General features: G+C 63.5%; 18 protein-coding genes and 1 pseudogene. 13 read left to right on the plus strand and 6 right to left on the minus strand.

Annotated elements, in window-relative coordinates:
• Both nuoN and ENGE1_RS00605 read left to right on the plus strand, forming a co-directional pair.
• Positions 1-1458, plus strand: coding sequence for an NADH-quinone oxidoreductase subunit NuoN (gene nuoN, locus ENGE1_RS00600; RefSeq protein ID WP_043082735.1), 1458 nt, complete (start codon positions 1-3; stop codon positions 1456-1458).
• A gap of 120 nt (positions 1459-1578) precedes the next feature.
• A pseudogene (locus tag ENGE1_RS00605) lies at positions 1579-2894 on the plus strand (IS4 family transposase).
• Between the two features lie 95 nt (positions 2895-2989).
• Here ENGE1_RS00605 and sfnG read toward each other — a convergent pair.
• The 3 genes from sfnG to rnz all read right to left on the minus strand — a co-directional run bounded on the left by sfnG (position 2990) and on the right by rnz (position 6328).
• Positions 2990-4099 carry a dimethylsulfone monooxygenase SfnG gene (sfnG, locus tag ENGE1_RS00610; protein ID WP_048253864.1) on the minus strand — a complete coding sequence of 370 codons (1110 nt, stop codon included), beginning with the start codon at positions 4097-4099 and terminating at the stop codon, positions 2990-2992.
• 239 nt (positions 4100-4338) lie between these two features.
• Positions 4339-5346: a chemotaxis protein gene (locus ENGE1_RS00615; RefSeq protein WP_045288628.1), complete on the minus strand. Its 1008-nt coding sequence runs from the start codon at positions 5344-5346 to the stop codon at positions 4339-4341.
• Between the two features lie 61 nt (positions 5347-5407).
• Positions 5408-6328, minus strand: coding sequence for a ribonuclease Z (rnz, locus tag ENGE1_RS00620; RefSeq protein ID WP_048253865.1), 921 nt, complete (start codon positions 6326-6328; stop codon positions 5408-5410).
• A 51-nt stretch (positions 6329-6379) separates the two neighbouring features.
• On the opposite strand from rnz, the gene ENGE1_RS00625 reads away from it, so the two are divergent.
• From ENGE1_RS00625 to menE, 8 genes are all read left to right on the plus strand, one after another.
• Positions 6380-6838 carry a GNAT family N-acetyltransferase gene (locus ENGE1_RS00625; RefSeq protein WP_048253866.1) on the plus strand — a complete coding sequence of 153 codons (459 nt, stop codon included), beginning with the start codon at positions 6380-6382 and terminating at the stop codon, positions 6836-6838.
• A 46-nt stretch (positions 6839-6884) separates the two neighbouring features.
• Positions 6885-7187, plus strand: a complete 303-nt coding sequence (gene elaB / locus ENGE1_RS00630) for a stress response protein ElaB (RefSeq protein ID WP_043082739.1) — start codon at positions 6885-6887, stop codon at positions 7185-7187.
• An 89-nt stretch (positions 7188-7276) separates the two neighbouring features.
• Positions 7277-8569: an isochorismate synthase MenF gene (gene menF / locus ENGE1_RS00635; RefSeq protein ID WP_048253867.1), complete on the plus strand. Its 1293-nt coding sequence runs from the start codon at positions 7277-7279 to the stop codon at positions 8567-8569.
• An 82-nt stretch (positions 8570-8651) separates the two neighbouring features.
• Positions 8652-10322, plus strand: coding sequence for a 2-succinyl-5-enolpyruvyl-6-hydroxy-3-cyclohexene-1-carboxylic-acid synthase (gene menD, locus ENGE1_RS00640; protein WP_048253868.1), 1671 nt, complete (start codon positions 8652-8654; stop codon positions 10320-10322).
• Positions 10319-11080, plus strand: a complete 762-nt coding sequence (gene menH / locus ENGE1_RS00645; protein WP_048253869.1) for a 2-succinyl-6-hydroxy-2,4-cyclohexadiene-1-carboxylate synthase — start codon at positions 10319-10321, stop codon at positions 11078-11080. Before menD ends, menH begins: the two co-directional genes overlap by 4 nt.
• A gap of 14 nt (positions 11081-11094) precedes the next feature.
• The gene (gene menB, locus ENGE1_RS00650; RefSeq protein ID WP_043082745.1) at positions 11095-11952 is read left to right on the plus strand and encodes a 1,4-dihydroxy-2-naphthoyl-CoA synthase; all 858 of its coding nucleotides are present in this window, start codon (positions 11095-11097) and stop codon (positions 11950-11952) included.
• Positions 11952-12917, plus strand: coding sequence for an o-succinylbenzoate synthase (menC, locus tag ENGE1_RS00655; RefSeq protein WP_048253870.1), 966 nt, complete (start codon positions 11952-11954; stop codon positions 12915-12917). The genes menB and menC overlap by 1 nt, the downstream gene beginning before the upstream one ends.
• Complete coding sequence (menE, locus tag ENGE1_RS00660; RefSeq protein WP_048253871.1) at positions 12914-14281, plus strand: o-succinylbenzoate--CoA ligase; 1368 nt, start codon at positions 12914-12916, stop codon at positions 14279-14281. The genes menC and menE overlap by 4 nt, the downstream gene beginning before the upstream one ends.
• Here the strand turns inward: menE and ENGE1_RS00665 are convergent.
• The 3 genes from ENGE1_RS00665 to ENGE1_RS00675 are packed head-to-tail and all read right to left on the minus strand — an operon-like array spanning position 14278 to position 17227.
• On the minus strand, positions 14278-15789 hold the full coding sequence (locus ENGE1_RS00665) for a tripartite tricarboxylate transporter permease (RefSeq protein ID WP_048253872.1): 1512 nt from the start codon (positions 15787-15789) through the stop codon (positions 14278-14280). The genes menE and ENGE1_RS00665 overlap by 4 nt on opposite strands.
• A gap of 11 nt (positions 15790-15800) precedes the next feature.
• On the minus strand, positions 15801-16232 hold the full coding sequence (locus ENGE1_RS00670; protein ID WP_043082750.1) for a tripartite tricarboxylate transporter TctB family protein: 432 nt from the start codon (positions 16230-16232) through the stop codon (positions 15801-15803).
• A 14-nt stretch (positions 16233-16246) separates the two neighbouring features.
• A complete protein-coding gene (locus ENGE1_RS00675) occupies positions 16247-17227 on the minus strand; it encodes a Bug family tripartite tricarboxylate transporter substrate binding protein (RefSeq protein ID WP_043082751.1) in 981 nt (326 codons plus the stop codon).
• 140 nt (positions 17228-17367) lie between these two features.
• Here ENGE1_RS00675 and tctD point away from each other — a divergent pair, with 140 nt between their 5' ends.
• From tctD to ENGE1_RS00690, 3 genes are read left to right on the plus strand one after another with little or no spacing between them, the layout of a single operon-like run.
• Positions 17368-18042, plus strand: a complete 675-nt coding sequence (gene tctD / locus ENGE1_RS00680) for a transcriptional regulator TctD (RefSeq protein WP_043082753.1) — start codon at positions 17368-17370, stop codon at positions 18040-18042.
• Positions 18029-19438 (plus strand): sensor histidine kinase, encoded by a 1410-nt coding sequence (locus ENGE1_RS00685; RefSeq protein WP_064360428.1) that lies wholly within the window; start codon positions 18029-18031, stop codon positions 19436-19438. The genes tctD and ENGE1_RS00685 overlap by 14 nt, the downstream gene beginning before the upstream one ends.
• A gap of 60 nt (positions 19439-19498) precedes the next feature.
• Entirely contained in the window at positions 19499-20698 is a 1200-nt protein-coding gene (locus tag ENGE1_RS00690) for a nicotinamide mononucleotide deamidase-related protein YfaY (protein WP_043082756.1), read from the plus strand.
• Positions 20699-20706: the final 8 nt, after the last annotated feature.

Genomic DNA, 20706 nt, shown 5'->3' on the forward strand with positions numbered 1-20706 from the left:
ATGACAATAACTCCACAACAACTGATCGCACTGCTACCGCTGCTGATCGTCGGCTTGACGGTGGTGGTTGTGATGCTCTCCATTGCGTGGCGACGCAATCACTTTCTCAATGCCACGCTGTCGGTTATCGGGCTTAACGCCGCATTGGTATCGCTCTGGTTTGTTGGCCAGGCGGGCGCGATGGACATCACGCCGCTGGTGCGGGTCGACGGCTACGCCATGCTCTACAGCGGCCTGGTGCTGCTGGCGAGCCTCGCCACCTGTACCTTTGCCTACCCGTGGCTTGAGGGCTATCACGACAATAAAGATGAGTTCTACCTGCTGGTGCTGATTGCCGCCCTCGGCGGCATCCTGCTGGCGGATGCCAACCATATGGCTTCGCTGTTCCTCGGCATCGAACTTATCTCCCTGCCGCTGTTTGGCCTGGTTGGCTACGCCTTCCGTCAGAAGCGCTCTCTGGAAGCGAGCATCAAGTACACCATCCTGTCCGCCGCGGCCTCCTCGTTCCTGCTGTTCGGCATCGCGCTGCTGTATGCCAACACCGGCAGCCTGTCGTTCGGGGCGCTGGGTAAAGCGCTGTCGGACAACATGCTGCACGAACCGCTGCTGCTGGCGGGTCTGGGCCTGATGATCGTCGGCCTCGGCTTTAAGCTGTCGCTGGTGCCGTTCCACCTGTGGACGCCGGACGTATACCAGGGCGCGCCAGCCCCGGTATCGACCTTCCTGGCGACCGCCAGCAAGATCGCCATCTTCGGCGTGGTGATGCGCCTGTTCCTCTATGCGCCGATGGGCGACAGCGAGGCGGTGCGCACGGTGCTGGGCGTGATTGCCTTCGCCTCCATCATCTTTGGTAACCTGATGGCCCTGAGCCAGACCAACATCAAGCGTCTGCTCGGCTACTCCTCGGTATCGCACCTCGGCTACCTGCTGGTGGCGCTGATTGCCCTGCACAGCGGCGAGATGTCGATGGAAACGGTGGGCGTGTACCTGGCTGGCTATCTGTTCAGCAGCCTCGGCGCCTTCGGCGTGGTGAGCCTGATGTCCAGCCCGTACCGCGGCCCGGACGCCGACTCGCTGTTCTCCTACCGCGGCCTGTTCTGGCACCGGCCGATCCTCGCGGCGGTGATGACGGTGATGATGCTCTCCCTGGCGGGTATTCCGATGACGCTCGGCTTTATCGGCAAGTTCTACGTGCTGGCGGTGGGCGTCCACGCCAACCTGTGGTGGCTGACCGGCGCCGTGGTAGTGGGTTCGGCCATTGGTCTCTACTACTACCTGCGCGTCGCGGTAAGCCTTTACCTGAGCGCGCCGCAGCAGCTCAACCGCGATGCGCCGTCCGACTGGCAGTACAGCGCGGGCGGTATCGTGGTGCTGATTTCCGCCCTGCTGGTGCTGGTGCTCGGTATCTGGCCGCAGCCGCTTATCGATATCGTGCAGCGGGCGCTGCCGGTGATGTAAGGTAAGTTGCTGAAAGAAAAAACCGCCGATTCGTTCGTAATGCCGATCAGTTAAGGATCGGTTGAACGATCCAATGATTGTGCAAAAATCCGTAATCTCGCAAGGATTACGGATTTTTTTATGCTACTTAGCCAGGCTCTCGACACCGTCCATAAATTCACACCTAAAGAGTTTTCTGCTCTGTCTGATCTCTTGTCACCAGAACTCATCAATGAATGTCTTGTGGACACCGGAGTGGCCACTATACGTAAGCGCCGACTGCCGATGGAAATGATGGTATGGGCCGTCACCGGAATGACTCTGTTCCGCTCACTTTCCATGAATCAGCTGGTTTCACATCTTGATATTCTTCTCCCGGGTAAGCGTCCCTTTGTTGCTCCCAGTGCGGTTGTACAGGCCCGTCAGCGGCTGGGGGCCGATGTCATCAGGAGCGTATTCGAAAAAACAAGCCAGCTCTGGTTCGAAAAAACGCCGCTGTCGCACTGGAACGGGCTGACGCTCATGGCAGTAGATGGAACCCTGTGGCGAACGCCGGATACACCGGAAATGATGCTGCATTCGGAAGAACGGCTAACGGTCATAACCGCTCCGAATGGCCTCAACTGCGTATGGTTTGCCAGATGGAAGTGACAAGCCACCTGTTGACGGGAACGGCATTCGGCAGCGTATCAGCCATCAGTGAGGTTGACCTCGCAGCTCAGTTGGCCGAACAGACGCCGGAGCACTCGCTGACGCTCATGGATAAGGGTTTTTATGCCCTGGGGCTACTGCATCACTGGCAGACATCAGGCCAGGAGAAGCACTGGCTAATCCCGCTGAAAAAAGATGCACAGTATAAGGTGGTGCAAAAACTGGGTAAGGGAGATGAGTTGGTTGAACTGAAAGTCTCACCACAGGCCAGGCGTAAGTGGGATAGTGTGCCGGAAATACTGACAGCACGACTGGTCAGCAAAGAAGTTAACGAGAAAACAGTCTGTATACTGACCTCAATGAGCGACCCGCTCAGATATCCAAAAGCAGACATCGTTGACCTGTACAGCCATCGCTGGGAAATAGAGCATGGGTTCAGGGAAATGAAGCAGCACCTTCTGAACAATGAGCTGACGCTAAGGAGCCGAAAGCCGGAGCTGGTAGAGCAGGAACTATGGGGAGTGGTACTGGCTTATAACCTACTGCGCTTTATGATGACACAGATGGCCTACAGCCTGAAAGGCGTGGAGCCGTATCAGATAGGTTTTAAGCAGGCAAGCCTCTATCTGACGGCACAGTTAAGCATCCTGCCAGCAGTAGCTCCCGGTAAGCTCCCTAAAATACTCACTGAAATCATTCATATGGCAGAGAGTTTCGTTCTTCCTGGCCGAAGAAAGAGGCATTATCCTCGGGCAGTAAAAAAGAAGCCGCAACGTTACGCGTTACGGCTACCTTCAAAAGCTTAACTGACAAGCATTACCGATTCGTTCGGCGGTTTTTTTGTCCTGCGGAGGCGAAAGTGACGCTGGCGCGTGATCGCCATCACCTCCGGCGTCAATCGTTAGCCGGCGGTTGCAGGCGCGGGCTCAAGCTTCGCCTCCAGCTCCCTCACCAGCGGGATCACCTCCCGGCCGAAAAACTCCACCTCTTCCTGGAAGTGCAGGAACCCCAGCAGCAGCAGATCCACGCCCGCGCGCTTGATCTCAACGATCCGCCCGGCAATCTGCCGCGGGGTGCCGATAAGGCCGGTTTTAAAGCCGTCGTTGTACTGCACCAGATCCTCAAAAGTTGATTTCGCCCAGTTGCCTTCGCCCTCCGGCGAGGCGCTGCCGGCGTTTTTCACTTCATGCTGGAAGCCCTTCACCGCCTCGGGATTGGCGTTATCAATAATCTCCTGCAGCACCGCCTGCGCTTCTTCTTCGCTGTCGCGGGCGATGACGAAGCCGTTAACGCCAATCTTGACCTGATGCTGATTTTGCGCCGCCTTACGGCGGATATCGTCCACCTGGGCCCTGATGCCCTCCACGCCGTTGCCGTTAGTGAAGTACCAGTCGGAAACGCGGGAAGCCATGTCGCGCGCGGCGCGGGAGCTGCCGCCCTGGAAGATCTCCGGGCGCGGCGACAGCGGCTTGGGCTTGAGGACATAGTCGCGAAAGCGGTAGAAGTCGCCGGCGAAGGTGAAGCTCTCCTCCTGCCAGATGCCCTTCAGGCAGCGGATAAACTCCTCCGAGCGCAGGTAGCGCTCCTCGTGATCGAGCCACGGTTCGCCGATGGCCTTAAACTCGCCCCGGAACCAGCCGCTGACGATATTGACCGCAATGCGCGGGCCGTGCAGGTGGCTGATGGTGGCAATCTGCTTGGCCGCAAGCGTCGGGTTCCACGGGCCGGGAAGCAGGGCGGCAATGACCTTCAGTTTTTCCGTCGAGGCAAGCAGCGCCTGGGAGAAGGAGACCGACTCGTGCTGGTTGTCGGCGCCGTAGCCCGCGGTAAAGCGGATCTGCGTCAGGGCGTAGTCAAAGCCCGCGCGCTCGGCTATCTGCGCCAGCCGGCGGTTGTAATCGATGTCCCAGCCGGTGCGCTGGGGAATGTTGCTGATAACCAGCCCGCCCGAGACGTTGGGCACCCAGTAGGCAAACTGGATTGGCGCGTGCGCTGAATCTGAACTGGACATAGGGGCTCCCGTTTTTGGCTGAAGAGTGGCGGTTATCCCCTTTTCATATAACTAATTTCTAATTATAAATAACGGTGAATAACCAAAAGATATATGACTGTTAGCAGAATGCGTGCCAACGGGGCTTGGGCGGAGAGATAAGCAAAATGAAGAGGTTAGCGCCAGGATGAGGTGAGCAGTGTGCTGCATTTGCAACAGCCGGGTGGCCCGGCTGTGACAAATGACGCTGTCGGCGCGGGCTATTTTACCGCGTGCAGTCGGCAGACCAGCGGCCCGCGCTCGCCGCGGCTGGCGCGGGCGAGCACTTCCTCAATCACTGAGGAGAGCTCGTTAATCTCAAACTTGGCCACGTAGCCGTCGGCGTTAACCTTGCGGATATGATCGACATTGGCGCTGCCGGAGAGCGAGGAGTGGATCACCACCGGGATGCCGCTGAGGCGCGGATCGCTTTTAATTTTACGCGTCAGAGTGAAGCCGTCCATCTCCGGCATCTCAAGGTCGGTCAGCACCAGGGCTATCTTATCGCTCACCGGTACGCCCTCGTCCTGCGCCTCTTTGAGCAGTTTTTCGATGCTCTCCCACGCCTGCTGGCCGGTAACGTGCATACGGGCGGGGATCGCCATCGCCGCCATCGCCTTCTCCAGCATCACCCGCGCGACTCTGGAGTCCTCGGCAACGATGGCGGTCGCCCCGGCTTTGATCTGCTGCGCCTGTGCGCTGATTTTGCCGGCGTGAAGCTGGTGATCGGCGGGCGCAATGTCGTAGAGGATCTGCTCCACGTCGATGACCATCGCCAGCTCGCTGCTCTGCGCGTCGTCGTTCAGGCTGGCGATGCTGGTGATGTACTGGCCGTTAACCGCTTTCTCGGCGGTGTGGACCTGGCTCCAGTCAAGGCGAACGATATTGTCCACCGACTCAACGGCAAAGGCCTGCACGCTGCGGGCGTACTCGGTGATCAGCAGAATATTGAGGCCGCTTTCGGCCCGGCAGCCGAGCAGCGACGGCAGGTCGATAACCGGGATAATCTGATCGCGAATATTGACCACGCCCATCACCGGAGGCCGGATGCCCGCCGGTTTGGTGTAGGCGGGCATGGGTACAATTTCACGCAGCTTAAAAACGTTAATGCCGAACAGTTCCGCCTTACTCCCGTGCGCGGGAGTGCCGAGGCGGAAAAGCAGCAGCTCGAAGCGGTTAGACTGCGTTAAGTGAACCCTGTCGTCGATATCTTTCTGGAAACTGTCCATTTTGCCCTCAGAGTGAAAATGCCGGTGCATTTACTCCTTTATCGGCATTTACGGGCAAAAGTTAAATCAGGCTGAACGTACTGAAATCCTCCGCCAGTTCGCAGGCGGGAAAAACCGCCCGGCACTCGGCCAGCAGCCGCTGGCAGCCGTGCCAGTCGTAGCGCGAGCTGACGTGGGTAATAATCAGCCTGCCGACGCCCGCCTCCTGCGCCAGCCTTGCCGCCTGCACGGAGGTCGAGTGCCCCCGGCCGTTGGCTTTTTCGGCCATCGCATGTTCAAGCGTGGTTTCGTGCACCATCAGATCGACGCCGCGCGCCAGCGCCAGGGCGGCGGGGCAGGGGGCGGTATCGCCGAATATCGCCAGCTTAACGCCCGGCGTCGAGGGGCCGAGGTAATCCCGGCCGTTGACGACCTGGCCGTCGGGCATCGTCACCGTCAGCCCCTGCTTGAGCTGATTAAACAGCGGCCCGGCCTTTACGCCGTCGGCCCGCAGCCGGGCGGCATCCAGCGGCCCCGGTTTGTCGTGCTGCTCAATGCGGTAGCCGTAGCACTCGACCGGATGCTCAAGCGGCCAGGCGCTGACCCGGAACAGCCCGTCGTCAAACACCTCGCCGGCGCTAATCTCTTCAACGGTCAGCGGATAGTCGGTCCACGATCCGCTAAGGCGCAGAGACATCTCAACGAATTCGCGGATGCCCTTAGGGCCGTAGATCGTCAGCGGCGCCGGATTGCCCTGCATCGAGCGGCTGCACAGCAGGCCCGGCAGGCCAAAAAGATGATCGCCGTGCAGGTGGGTAATAAAGATTTTGTTCAGCTTGCCGGGGTGGTATGCGGTACGCAGAAACTGGTGCTGGGTGCCCTCTCCGCAGTCAAATAGCCACATCTGCGCGCTGTTTGGCTGTTGCAAATTGAGCACTATCGACGTCATATTACGGTGACGCGTCGGCACGCCCGCCGATGTTCCGAGAAAAATCAATTCCATAATCCATTAGCCTCGCCCTTGTAAAACAGACCCAGTATAACGGAGCCCAGCATGATCCAGTGGAACGATCTTCATCACAGCCAGCTCACCGTGGCGCAGCTTTACGCCCTGCTGCAGCTCAGAAGCGCGGTTTTTGTCGTTGAGCAGACCTGCATCTACCAGGATATCGACGGCGAAGACCTTATCGGCGACAACCGCCATCTTCTCGGCTGGCGCGACGGAGAGCTGGTGGCGTATGCGAGGATTCTGAAAAGTGCCAATCCGCTTGAGCCTGTGGTCATCGGCCGGGTGATCGTCAGCCCGGCGGCGCGGGGAGAAAAACTGGGCTATCTGCTGATGGAGCAGGCGCTCGCCAGCTGCCGCCAGCACTGGCCGGAGCAGGGCATCTACCTCGGCGCCCAGGCGCATCTTCAGCACTTCTATCGCCACTTCGGTTTTGCGCCGGTCACGGAGGTGTATGATGAAGACGGCATCCCTCACGTTGGCATGGCGCGCGAAGCAACATCGTGAAGGATTGTCTATAGTTAGCCAACAGGTTTAACCAAGGAGACATACTATGGCCTACCGCAACTTCGATCCGCATTTCGATGATGACCTGACCCTGCTGAGCGATACTCTTGAGGAGATCCTCGCTTCGTCCGGCGATCCGGCCGATCAAAAATACATCGAGCTGAAGATGCGCGCCGAGCAGGCGCTGGACGACGTAAGAGCGCGGGTTAGCCGCGCCTCGGACAACTATTACTACCGCGCTAAACAGGCGGTTTACCGCGCCGACGACTACGTGCACGAAAAACCGTGGCAGGGTATCGGCATTGGCGCTGCGGCGGGGCTGGTCATCGGCCTGCTGCTGCGCCGCTAATCACAGAATCGCACTCTCCCCCGTCGTGGGTACTGCCCTTTATTAACGCCACCCTTTATAATGTGTGGTTTTTGTCGGGGGAGCTTTGCGTGTATTCACTCTCTGCAGCGCTGGATAATCTGCGGGTCTTACTGAACGATGAACTACCCGATGCCCCCGGCCTGCGCGTCTTTGACCTGGCCGTCACCCTTAAGGACGCCTGCGATCCCCTGAGCTGGCTCTGCGTCCAGCCCCTCTATCCGCAGTTCTACTGGCAGCACCGCGACGATAACGAAGAGGTCGCCGCGATAGGCGCCGCGTGCCGCTTTACCGCGCTCGCCGAAGCCCGCGATTTTTTGCAGCGCCAGGCCCGCCCGGATTTACGCATCTGGGGCCTCAACGCCTTCGCGCAGGAGCAGGGGCAGCTCTTTCTGCCGCGCCTGGAATGGCGGCGAGACGCCGGCCGCACCGCGCTGCGCCTGACGCTGTACAGCGCGTCTTCTTTGCGCGACGACGCCCGCAGCGCCCTTGCACTGCTCGACGCTCTGCGCCCCGAACGTCCCCTGCCGGCGCTGGCGCTGGACCTGACCCGCGAAAGGCACTTGCCGGAGCGCGCGGGCTGGCAACGGCTGATAGAGCAGGCCACCGGCGCGATCGCCGACGGCGCGCTGCAGAAAGTGGTGCTGGCGAGGGCCAGCGATCTTTCCTTCACCGCGCCGCCCGGCGCCGGGCCGCTGATGGCCGCCAGCCGCCGCCGCAATCTGAACTGCTACCACTTTATGATGGCCTTCGGGCCGCAGCAGGCGTTTTTTGGCTCCTCGCCGGAGCGGCTGTGGCGCCGGGAGGAGAGCCTGCTGTGGACCGAAGCGCTGGCCGGCACGGCGGCCAGCCACCCGGATCCTCGCCGGGCGCAGGGGCTGGCCGACTGGCTGATGAGCGACGAAAAAAATCAGCGCGAGAACCTGCTGGTGGTGGAGGATATCTGCCAGCGGCTGGGGGATGAGGTCAGCGAGCTTGAAGTTGCGCCGCCGGAAGTGATCCGCCTGCGCAAGGTTCAGCACCTGCGCCGCAGGGTGCAGGGGCGGCTCAGGCGACCGGACGACCTGCTCTGCCTCCGCCAGCTCCAGCCTACCGCCGCCGTCGCCGGTCTGCCGCGCCGTGCCGCAAGGGAGTTTATCGCCCGCCACGAGCCCTTCGAGCGCGAGTGGTACGCCGGTTCCGCGGGCTATCTTAGCCTGCGGGGCAGCGAGTTCTGCGTCGCGCTGCGCTCGGCCAGGCTTTCCGATAATGTGCTGCGCCTGTACGCCGGGGCCGGAATTATCGCCGGCTCCGATCCGCAGCAGGAGTGGCAGGAGATAGAAAATAAGGCGGCGGGGCTGCGAACGCTGCTGTTTGAGCAGTAACTAAACGTTTCCCGATGTATATCAAAAATCCGCTCCTGGTCGTTGATTATACTCTTTGGCAAAATTGATTTCGGACCCACTCATGTCAGTAAGCGCATTCAACCGACGCTGGGCGGCGGTAATAGTTGAAGCTTTAACCCGTCACGGCGTGCAGCATATCTGTATTGCCCCCGGCTCGCGCTCGACGCCGCTCACCCTTGCGGCGGCGGAAAATCGCGCTTTTATTCACCATACCCATTTCGACGAGCGCGGCCTCGGCCATCTGGCCCTGGGGCTGGCGAAGGCCAGCGGGCAGCCGGTGGCGGTCATCGTCACCTCCGGTACCGCCGCCGCTAACCTCTATCCGGCCCTGATTGAGGCCGGACTCACCGGCGAGAGGATTATCCTGCTGACCGCCGACCGTCCGCCGGAGCTGATTGACTGCGGCGCTAATCAGGCGATACGCCAGACGGGGATGTTCGCCTCTCATCCGGCGCAGACGCTCTCCCTGCCGCGCCCGGGGGAAGAGATCCCGGCCCGCTGGCTGGTCTCCGCCGTCGATAACGCGATGGCCCAGGCCCGGACCGGCGGCGTGCACATCAACTGCCCCTTCGCCGAGCCGCTGTACGGCGATATGGACGATACCGGCCTTGCCTGGCAGCAGGCGCTGGGCGACTGGTGGCAGGACGACCAGCCCTGGCTTCGCGAAGCGCTGTGCGCGCAGAGCGAAAAGCAGCGGGACTGGTTCTTCTGGCGGCAGAAGCGCGGCGTGGTGGTGGCGGGACGCATGGGCGCGGCGGCGGGGAAAAAGGTCGCCGAATGGGCGCAGACCCTGGGCTGGCCGCTGATTGGCGATGTGTTGTCGCAAACCGGCCAGCCGCTGCCCTGCGCCGATCTGTGGCTCGGCAACGGTGATGCCGTCAGCGAGCTGGCGCAGGCGCAGATTGTGGTGCAGTTCGGCAGCAGCCTGACCGGCAAGCGGCTGCTGCAGTGGCAGGCGGCCTGCAATCCCGACGAATACTGGCTGGTGGACAGCCTGCCGGGGCGCCTGGATCCGGCCCACCACCGCGGCCGGCGGCTGATGAGCGATATTGAACACTGGCTGAATCTACATCCGGCGGAGACGCGCCAGCCGTGGGCGCAGGTCATTCCGGCGCTTTCCGCCCGGGCGTGGCGGGCCGTGGAGGCCCGGCGCGAGGCTTTCGGCGAGGCGCAGCTGGCGCACCGCATTAGCGACTACCTGCCGGACCAGGGGCAGCTGTTTGTCGGCAACAGCATGGTGGTGCGGCTAATTGATGCCCTCGGCCAGCTGCCGGCGGGCTATCCGGTTTACAGCAATCGCGGGGCCAGCGGTATTGACGGCCTGATCTCTACCGCAGCGGGCGTGCAGCGCGGCAGCGCCAGGCCGACGCTGGCCATTATCGGCGATCTCTCCGCGCTGTACGATCTCAACGGCCTGGCGCTGCTGCGCCAGGTCTCCGCTCCGCTGGTGCTGGTGGTGGTCAACAACAACGGCGGGCAGATTTTCTCCCTGCTGCCGACGCCCGCCGAGCGGCGCGAAGCCTTCTATACTCTGCCGCAGAACGTCAATTTTGCCCACGCGGCGCAGATGTTTGGTCTCGGCTACGCCCGCCCCGAAAGCTGGCAGCAGCTTGATGAGGTGATGAGCGCGGCGTGGCGCAGGCCGGCGACGACCGTCGTGGAGCTGGTGGTGAACGATACCGACGGCGCGCAGATGCTTCAGCAGCTGCTGGCGCAGGTGAGCCAGCTGTGAGTCTGCGGGCGGCGGTGCGCGCAGGCGATAGCGCCCGGCCGTGGCTGGTCTTCCTGCACGGCTTTTCCGGCGACTGCCGGGAGTGGCAGGCGGTCGGCGAGCGGCTGGTGGACTGGCCCCGGCTCTATATTGATTTGCCGGGCCACGGCGCGTCGGCGGCGATCCCCGGCGTGGATTTTGCCGCCGTCTCCGCCCGACTGCAGGATCTGCTTGTTAGTTACAACATACTCAACTACTGGCTGATCGGCTACTCCCTCGGCGGCCGCGTGGCGATGTATTTCGCCTGTCAGCAGGCGAGGGCGGGGCTGCGGGGGCTGATCGTTGAGGGCAGCCATCCCGGTCTGATAAGCGATGCCGAACGCCGCCAGCGCCGGGAGGGCGATCTGCACTGGGCACGGCGCTTCGCCCGCGAACCGCTCGGTGAGGTTTTTGCCGACTGGTATCGCCAGCCGGTATTCGCCTCCCTGAACGAGAGCCAGCGCGCGGCGCTGGCGGCGCAGAAGGTGCACAACAGCGGCGTTGCCCTGTCGGAGATGCTGATGGCTACCTCCCTCTCGGCGCAGCCTGATTTACGCCCGGCGCTGGCCGGACGCGACTATCCTTTCTACTACCTGTGCGGCGAGCGCGACGAGAAGTTCCGCGCGCTGGCCCGGGCGCTCGATGCGCCCTGCACCCTTATTCCCCTGGCCGGGCACAACGCGCACCGGGAAAACCCCGATGCCGTCGCGCTGCGCCTGGCTGAGATACTGCAACCCTGACCCCAGGAATCGTTATGATTTACCCAGATGAAGAGATGCTCTACGCCCCGGTTGAGTGGCAGGACTGCTCCGCAGGCTTTGAAGACATTCGCTACCAGAAGTCCGCCGACGGCATTGCTAAAATCACCATCAACCGCCCGCAGGTGCGCAATGCCTTCCGCCCGCTGACCGTCAAAGAGATGATCCAGGCCCTGGCCGACGCCCGCTACGACGATAGCGTCGGGGTGATTATCCTCACCGGCGAAGGCGAGAAGGCCTTCTGCTCCGGCGGCGACCAGAAGGTGCGCGGCGATTACGGCGGCTACCAGGACGATGCCGGGACTCACCACCTCAATGTGCTGGACTTCCAGCGCCAGATCCGCACCTGTCCGAAACCGGTGGTGGCGGCGGTAGCCGGATACTCCATCGGCGGCGGCCACGTGCTGCACATGATGTGCGATCTCACCATTGCGGCCGATAACGCCATTTTTGGTCAGACCGGGCCGAAAGTTGGCTCTTTCGACGGCGGCTGGGGCGCGTCCTACATGGCGCGCATCGTCGGCCAGAAGAAAGCCCGCGAAATCTGGTTCCTCTGCCGCCAGTACAACGCCCAGGAAGCGCTGGATATGGGGCTGGTGAACACCGTGGTGCCGCTGGCGGATCTGGAGAAAGAGACCGTGCGCTGGTGCCGCGAAATGCTGCAGAACAGCCCGATGGCGCTGCGCTGCCTGAAGGCAGCCCTCAACGCCGACTGCGACGGCCAGGCCGGTCTGCAGGAGCTGGCGGGCAATGCCACCATGCTGTTCTACATGACCGAAGAGGGCCAGGAGGGGCGCAACGCCTTCAACCAGAAGCGCCAGCCGGACTTCAGCAAATTTAAGCGGAATCCGTAATGCGATCGGCTCAGGTATACCGCTGGCAGGTGCCGATGGACGCGGGTGTCGTGCTGCGCGACCGGCGGCTCAAGGCCCGGGACGGCCTGCTGATCCGCCTCGGCGACGGAGTGGGCGAGGGCTGGGGCGAGATCTCGCCGCTGCCGGGCTTCAGCGCCGAGTCGCTTGACGATGCGCAGGACGCGGCGGTGGCCTGGGCGCAGGCGTGGCGGACCGGCGGCGAGCCGCCGCTGCCGCCTCAGCCTTCGTGCGCGTTCGGCATCAGCTGCGCGCTGGCGGAGCTGGCGGGCGAACTGCCCTCAGAGGCCGACTACCGCGCCGCGCCGCTGTGCACCGGCGATCCCGATGCGCTGCTGCCGCTGCTGCAAAGCATGGACGGCGAGAAGGTGGCGAAAGTGAAGGTCGGCCTGTGGGAAGCGGTGCGTGACGGCATGGTGGTGAACCTGCTGCTGGAGGCGATCCCCGATCTGCGCCTGCGCCTGGACGCCAACCGGGCGTGGACGCCGCTGAAGGCGCAGCAGTTTGCGAAGTACGTCAATCCGCACTACCGCTCGCGCATTGCCTTCATCGAGGAGCCGTGCAAAACCCGCGACGACTCCCGCGCCTTTGCCCGCGAGACCGGGATCGCTATCGCCTGGGACGAAAGCCTGCGCGAGGCTGACTTCCGCTTCAGCGCCGAGCCGGGCGTTACTGCGGTGGTGATCAAGCCGACCCTGACCGGCAGCCTGCAAAAGGTGCGCGCGCAGGTGGCGGAGGCCCACGCGCAGGGGCTGACGGCGGTGATCAGCTCCTCGATCGAGTCCAGCTTCGGCCTGACGCAGCTGGCGCGCATTGCCGCCTGGCTGACCCCCGGCACGCTGCCGGGACTCGATACCCTTGGCCTGATGCAGACCCAGCTGGTGCGCTGCTGGCCGGGCAGCGCGCTGCCGTGCATGACTCTCGATAATCTGGAGCCGCTGCTATGATTTTCGGCGACTGGCCGTGGCGGCACTGGCGCAGCCTGCGTCCCGATGCCCGGGCCCTGCGCCTCGGCGACGAGTGCCTGACCTGGCGGCAGCTCTGCCGCCGGATAGATGCCCTCGCCGCCGGGTTTATCGCCCAGGGCGTGCGCCCGGAGCAGGGCGTGATGCTGCGGGCTTATAACCATCCGCAAACCCTGCTGGCGTGGCTGGCCCTGCTGCAGTGCGGGGCACGTATTTTACCGGTCAATCCGCAGATCCCGCGGGCGCTTCTGGCGGCGCTGCTGCCGCATTTTTCCGTGAGCCACGCGCTGCTGCTTGCTGACGACGCCCCGTTTGACGCGCTGGCGACGCTCTGCCTGCGCGAGGCGCAGGGCGCCTGTGATGCCGGCTGGCAACCCGAACGGCTGGCGACCCTCACCCTGACCTCCGGTTCAAGCGGTCTGCCGAAAGCCGCGGCGCATACGCCGGCGGGCCATCTCGCCAGCGCCGCCGGCGTGCTGGCGCTGCTGCCCTTTAACGAGGGCGATGACTGGCAGCTGTCGCTGCCGCTGTATCACGTCTCCGGCCAGGGCATTCTCTGGCGCTGGCTGCTGAAGGGGGCGGGGCTGACGGTCCGCGAGCGGCTGCCGCTGGCGCAGGCGCTGGCGGGCTGCACCCACGCCTCGCTGGTGCCGACCCAGCTGTGGCGGCTGCTCAACGACGACGCCCCGCTGTCGCTGACCTGCGTCCTGCTCGGCGGCGCGGCGATCCCGGTGGCGCTGGCAGAGGCAAGCCGGGCGCGGGGCATTCAGACCTTCTGCGGCTACGGGCTGACCGAGTTTGCCTCCACGGTCTGCGCCAAGGAGACCGACGGCGAGGCGGACGTCGGCCGCCCGCTGCCGGGGCGCGAGGTGCGGATTGTTGATGGCGAGATCTGGCTGCGCGCCGCCAGCATGGCGGCGGGCTACTGGCGCGACGGCGCGCTGCTGCCGCTGGTAAACGCCGAGGGCTGGTTTGCCACCCGCGATCGCGGCGAGCTGCGCGACGGTCGCCTGACGGTGCTCGGGCGGATGGACAATCTCTTCTTCTGCGGCGGGGAAGGGATCCAGCCGGAGGAGGTCGAGCGGATCATCGGCCGCCATCCTCAGCTGGAGCAGGTCTTTATTGTGCCGCTGGATGACGCTGAATTCGGCCAGCGCCCGGTGGCGGTCGTGGAGGGCAGCGCGGAGCTGGATATCGAACAGCTGCCCGGCTGGGCAAAAGCGCGGCTGGCCTGCTTCCAGCAGCCGGTTTGCTGGCTGCGGTTGCCCGCGAGCCTGAAAACCGGCGGGATTAAGATCTCCCGCCGGGCGCTGCGCGAGTGGGTTAACGCTACGCTGCGGGGCTAGCTGGCTTCGAGCGGACGTTTGCTCCGGCGACGGATCAGGCGCAGCGCCAGCGGAATAACCAGAACGCCTACCGCCATCACCAGCAGGGTTTTCGCCACGCCGCTCTCCCACAGAATATTGATGCTGCCGTTGCTGATGGAGAGCGCCCGGCGCAGATTCTGCTCCAGCATCTCTCCCAGCACGAAACCGAGAATAAGCGGCGACATCGGGAAATTCATCTTGCGCAGCAGGTAGCCGAACACCCCGAGGCCGACCATCAGCATCAGGTCGAAGGTGGTGCTGTGTACCGCGTATACGCCTACCGCCGAGACTGCCGCAATTGCCGGGACCAGGAACCACAGCGGAATGGTCAGCATGCGGGTAAACAGCCCGATCAGCGGTATGTTCATGACCAGCAGCATGACGTTGGCGATAAGCAGGGCGGCGATCAGCCCCCAGACGATATCCGGCTGTTCGGTGAACATCGCCGGGCCGGGCGTAATGTTGTAAAGGGTCAGCGCCCCCATCATCACCGCCGTGGTGCCCGAGCCGGGCACGCCGAGGGTCAGCATCGGAATAAACGATCCGCAGGCGGAGGCGTTATTCGCCGCCTCCGGCGCCGCGACGCCGCGAATATCGCCCTTGCCGAAGCTGTCGCTGTTGCCGCTGATTTTCTTCTCGGTCATGTAGGTTATGGCGCTGGCAATCGTCGCCCCGGCCCCCGGCAGAATACCGACAAAAAAGCCGATAACCGACGAGCGCAGGGTGGCGCCGGCGCAAAGAGAGGCCTCTTTGGCGTTAAACAGCAGGCGTCCGGTTTTGCGCACCAGGGTCTGGCCGCTGCTGGTGCTCTCCAGCATCAGCAGGATCTCAGAAACCGAGAACAGGCCGATGACTACTACGATAAACTGCACGCCGTCTGAGAGGTGGACGCTGTCGAAGGTGAAGCGATATACCCCGGTGTTGGCATCGACGCCCACCGTCGCCAGCCCCAGCCCAATCAGCGCCGCCAGAAAAGACTTCAGCGGATTCTGCGCCATCATGCTGCCGAGGCAGGCGATGGCGAAAACCATCAGCGCAAAGTACTCCGCCGGCCCGAAGGCCAGCGACCACTCCGCCAGCGCCGGGGCGAAGAGGATAATGCCGAAGATGGCAACCATCGAACCGACGAACGAGCTGACCGCAGAGACAGAGAGCGCCACGCCGCCGCGTCCCTGCTGCGCCATCGGGTAGCCGTCAAGCGCCGTCATAATGGCCCCCGCATCGCCGGGAACGTTGAGCAGAATCGACGAGATGCGCCCGCCGTACTCACAGCCGATATAGACCGTCGCCAGCAGGATCAGCGCCGATTCCGCGGGCAGATGCAGGGCAAACGCCAGCGGCAGCAGTATCGCCACGCCGTTGATTGGCCCCAGCCCCGGCAGCAGACCGACGATGGTGCCGATAAAGCAGCCGATCAGGGCAATGCACAGATTGCCCGGCGTCATGGCCACGGCAAAACCCTGAGAAAGATAGATCCAGGTATCCATAGGTGCCTCCGTCAGTTAAGCCATGCGCCGAGGGGCAGGGTGACGTCCAGCAGGCGGTCGAAGGCAAACCACAGCAGAACGCCGAGGAGTCCGCCCGATACCGCCGCGGCGGGGAGGGTGGCGCCGAACAGGATGCCGATGATGGCAGTCAGCAGCGCGGTGGCCAGCGGGAAGCCGAGCCACTCAAAGCCCCAGGCGTACACCAGCAGAACGATAACCATCACCAGCAGGCGCTGCAGCACGCGGCGCGGCGGCCAGCTGATGGTATCCGGGCGGCGCAGCAGCATCGCCACCGCGCAGAGCAGCATCAGGCCCAGAATGCCGAGCGGAAACGGGCGCGGCCCCACCGGCTCGTAGCTGTACTCGCTGTGGATCTGCCAGCCGATGAGGAGTCCCCCAAGGCACAGCAGGATCCAGATGGCGGCAAAAATTCGATCGCTCATCGCGGCCTCCGCTGCTATTTCGCCAGGCCGAAGGCTTTCGCCTGCTCGCGGTATTCCGCCACCTGTTTTTTCACATAGGCGTCAAGCTCCGCGCCATTCTTGTTAAATTCAAACAGGCCGCGCATCTCGCGCTGCTTTTTAAACTCGTCCGTTTGCTGCAGCTTGCTGAAGACGTTGAGCCACCAGTTGTACTCCGCATCGCTGACCTTCGGGCCGACGTAGAAGCCGCGAATAATCGGCCATACCAGATCGTAGCCCTGCTCTTTGGCGGTAGGCACCTCCGCCAGCTGTCCCGGCAGGCGGTTGTCCGAGAAGACCGCCAGCACGCGGATTTTATCGCCCTGCAGATAGGGCACCATTTCGCTGAGATCGCCTGAGATCGCCTGCACGTGGTTGCCCAGCAGGGCGGTAACCGGCTCGCCGCCTCCTTCAAAGGCAACGTAGCGCATTTTGTGGGGATCGACGCCCGCTTTCTGCGCCAGGGTTGCCGCCTTCATCCAGTCCTGGCTGCCGATAGAGGCGCCCGCGCCGATCACTACCTGGGAAGGATTTTTTTCCATCGCCTTGAGCAGATCTTGCAAATTTTTATACGGCGAGTCCTTACGCACGGCGATCATGCCGTAGTCGGTGCCGATGCTGGCGAGCCAGCGCACGTCGTCAACGTTATAGCGGCCAAATTTTCCCTGCGACAGATTCAGCAGCGAGCCGCCGGAGAAGGCCACCAGCGTACCGGCTTCCGCAGGGCGCTGGGCAATAATGGCGTTATAGGCCACCGCGCCGACGCCGCCGGGCATATAGGTGACGCGCATCGGTTTTTCGATAGCGCCGGTTTCCAGCAGGCTGACCTGAATCAGCTTACAGGTGAGATCGAAGCCGCCGCCGGGCTTGGCCGGGGCGATGCATTCGGTGCGCGACGGCGCGTCAGCGGCAAACGCGCTGGCGCCGGCGAGCAGCAGGGCAGAGGCGGTAAGGGTACGTAAAAGCGCTGTTTTCATGTTTTCCTCACTCCGGAGCAACCGGGCCGGTGTTTTTTTCTGATTATGTGAACAGCGGCGTGGCTGTTCGGTTGCTTGATTGTTAAAACAATAACCTTTCATTTACCTTTCAATGGCCCGATAACCCTTCAGGATGTGATATGCGTCTTCTATTGGCGGAAGATAACCGTGAGCTGGCTCACTGGCTGGAAAAGGCGCTGGTGCAGGCGGGCTTTGCCGTCGACGCGGTGTTTGACGGGCGCGCCGCGGACCAGCTTCTGCAAAGCGAGCAGTACGCGCTGGCGGTGCTCGATATTGGTATGCCGGGTCTGGACGGGCTTGAGGTGGTGCAGCGGCTGCGCAAAAGGAAGCAGACCCTGCCGGTGCTGTTACTGACCGCGCGCAGCGCCGTGGCGGAGCGCGTCGCCGGACTCAACGCCGGCGCCGACGACTATCTGCCCAAGCCGTTTGAGCTGGAGGAGCTGGACGCGCGCCTGCGCGCCCTGCTGCGGCGCAGCGAAGGGCGGGTGCAGGAGGTGCAGCAGTTGGGGGAGCTTGCGTATCACGATGAAGGCTATTTCCTGCTGCGCGGGCAGCGGCTGGCGCTGACCCCCCGCGAGCACGCGCTGCTGACGGTGCTGATGTACCGCCGCCAGCGGCCGGTATCGCGCCAGCAGCTGTTCGAGCAGGTGTTCAGCCTCAGCGACGACGTCAGCCCGGAGAGCATCGAACTGTACGTGCACCGGCTGCGCAAAAAGCTGCACGACAGCGATGTGCGCATCGCCACCCTGCGCGGGCTGGGGTATGTGCTGGAGCATCGCGATGCGGTGGCGTAAGCCGCAGTCGCTCTACGCCCGGCTGCTGCTGTTTCTCGGTTTGCCGCTGCTGCTGCTGTGGGGCCTGTCGGCGTTTAACAGCTACGTCAGCGCCCTGCAGGCGGCAACCCAGGCCTACGACCGCACGCTGCTCTCGTCGGCCCGCACCATATCCGAACGGCTGGAGGTGCGCGACGGGAAGCTGGCGGTGGATGTCCCGTGGGTGGTGCTCGATAGCTTCGAGCTCAACATGAATGACCGCCTGTACTATAAGGTGCTCGATCCCGCCGGTCAGGTTATCTCAGGCTACGACGGGCTGCCCGCCATGCCGCCGTCGACCTCCCGCACCTCGCTCTATCCGGCGCTGGCGTGGTTCTATCACAGCAGTTTTCGCGGCGAAGCCATTCGCGTGGCCCGCCTGCTGCAGCCGGTGAACGAGGGCGGCGTCAGCGGCATGGCCGAGATTTACGTTGCCGAAACCCTGCAGTCCCGACGCTGGCTCGCCGGACAGCTGCTGTTCTCGTCGCTGGTGACCCAGGGCATGCTGGTGCTGCTGACGCTGTTGCTGGCCGGATGGCTGCTGCGGCGGGTGCTGCGCCCGATGCGCCAGCTCTCTGAGATCATGATTCGCCGCGAGCCTGAGCTGCTGACGCCGCTGCCCGAGCTGCTGCCCTGGTCGGAGACGCGGCTGCTGATCGTCGCCTTCAACCGCTATCTGGCGCGGCTGCGCGATCTTATCGCCCGCCAGGAGCGGTTCAGCGCCGATGCCTCCCACCAGTTGAAAACGCCGCTGGCTATTCTGAAAACGCAGGCGGCGGTGGCGCTGGCGAGCCCCGAGCCGCAGGCGTGGCGCGAGAGCCTGCGGGCGATGAGCGTCACCCTGGACACCACCAGCCAGCTCACCGAGCGGCTGCTGCAGCTTGCGGCGGTGAAGGGGCGGGAGCAGGGCGAACGAAACTTTACGCCGGTCAATCTGCTGGAGGTGGTGCAGCAGAGCTGCTTCTCGCGTCTGGCGCAGGCCAGAAGTAAGGCGATCGACCTCGGCTACGAGGGACTTCAGGCGCCGGTCAGCGTGATGGGCGATGCGGTCCTGCTCGGCGAGCTGTGCGCCAATCTGCTGGATAATGCGCTGAAATATACGCCGCGCGGCGGCGCGGTGACGGTCAGCCTGCGCCGCGACGGCGGGGTGATGGTGCTGGACGTTGAGGATAGCGGGCCCGGCATAGAGGACGCGCAGATAAGCCAGGCCCTGCAGCCGTTTCAGCGGCTCGATAACGCCGGCGACGTTGCCGGGGCGGGCATCGGCCTGGCGCTGGTTAACGATATCGCCCGGCTCCATCGCGCGCAGCCGCATTTTGGCCGCAGCGAGGCCCTTGGCGGGCTGCGGGTCAGAATGCGGCTGGCGGCGGTGGAGTAGCGTTTTCCCTTTCCCGTCGCCTCCGCTATAGTAAATCCTCCTCTTGGTGTGGAGATAATAATGATTAACGTGGAGATGCTGTCCACCGGTGATGAAGTCCTGCACGGACAGATTGTGGATACCAACGCGGCGTGGCTTGCCGATCTCTTTTTCAGCCAGGGCGTGCCGCTGAACCGCCGCAATACCGTCGGCGACAGCCTGGCGTCGCTGGTAGATGTCCTGCGCGAGCGCAGCCACCTGGCCGACGTGCTGATTGTTAACGGCGGCCTCGGGCCGACCAGCGATGATCTGAGCGCGCTGGCGGCGGCAACGGCGAAGGGCGAAGGGCTGGTGCTGCACGAGGCGTGGCTCAGCCAGATGGCGCGCTACTTTGCCGAGCGCGGCCGGGTGATGGCGCCCAGCAACCGCAAGCAGGCGGAGATCCCCGCCAGCGCCGAGCTGATTGATAACCCGGTCGGCACCGCCTGCGGCTTCGCTCTCCAGCTCAACCGCTGCCTGATGTTCTTCACGCCGGGCGTGCCGTCCGAATTTAAGGTGATGGTGGAGCAGCAGATCCTGCCGCGCATTCGCCAGCGCTTTACTCTGCCCGAACCGCCGCTCTGCCTGCGCCTGACCACCTTTGGCCGCTCGGAAAGCGATCTGGCCCAGAGCCTCGACGGGCTGACGCTGCCCGCCGGGGTGACTATGGGCTACCGCTCCTCCATGCCGATCATTGAGCTGAAGCTGACCGGTCCGGCCAGCGAGCGCGAGGCGATGCTCGCCCTGTGGCCGGAGGTGAAAAAGGTGGCCGGCGAAAACCTGATCTTCGAAGGCACCGAAGGCCTGCCGGCGCAGATCGCCGCCGCGCTGCAGGCGCGAAGCCTCAGCCTGACTCTCAGCGAGCAGTTCACCTCCGGGCTGATCGCCCTGCAGCTTGGCCGCGCAGGTGCGCCGCTGCTGGCGGGCGAAGTGGTGCCCTCGCAGGAGGAGACGCTGGCGCAGACCGCCCACTGGACGGCGGACAGACGGGTTAACCACTTTGCCGGGCTGTCGCTGGCGGTCAGCGGTCTGGAGCAGGATCATCTCAACTTTGCGCTGGCAACGGCGGAAGGGACCCACGCCCTGCGGGTCAAGTTCAACGCCACGCGCTACAGTCTCGCGGTGCGCCAGGAGATCTGCGCCATGATGGCGCTGAATATGCTGCGCCGCTGGCTTAACGGCTGGCCGGTTGCTGCCGGGCACGGCTGGATCGAGGTGGTTGAGGATCTGTTCATCCCCTGAGGGTAAAT

This window comes from Pluralibacter gergoviae ATCC 33028 = NBRC 105706 (assembly GCF_001598855.1).
GTDB classification, from domain to species: domain Bacteria; phylum Pseudomonadota; class Gammaproteobacteria; order Enterobacterales; family Enterobacteriaceae; genus Pluralibacter; species Pluralibacter gergoviae.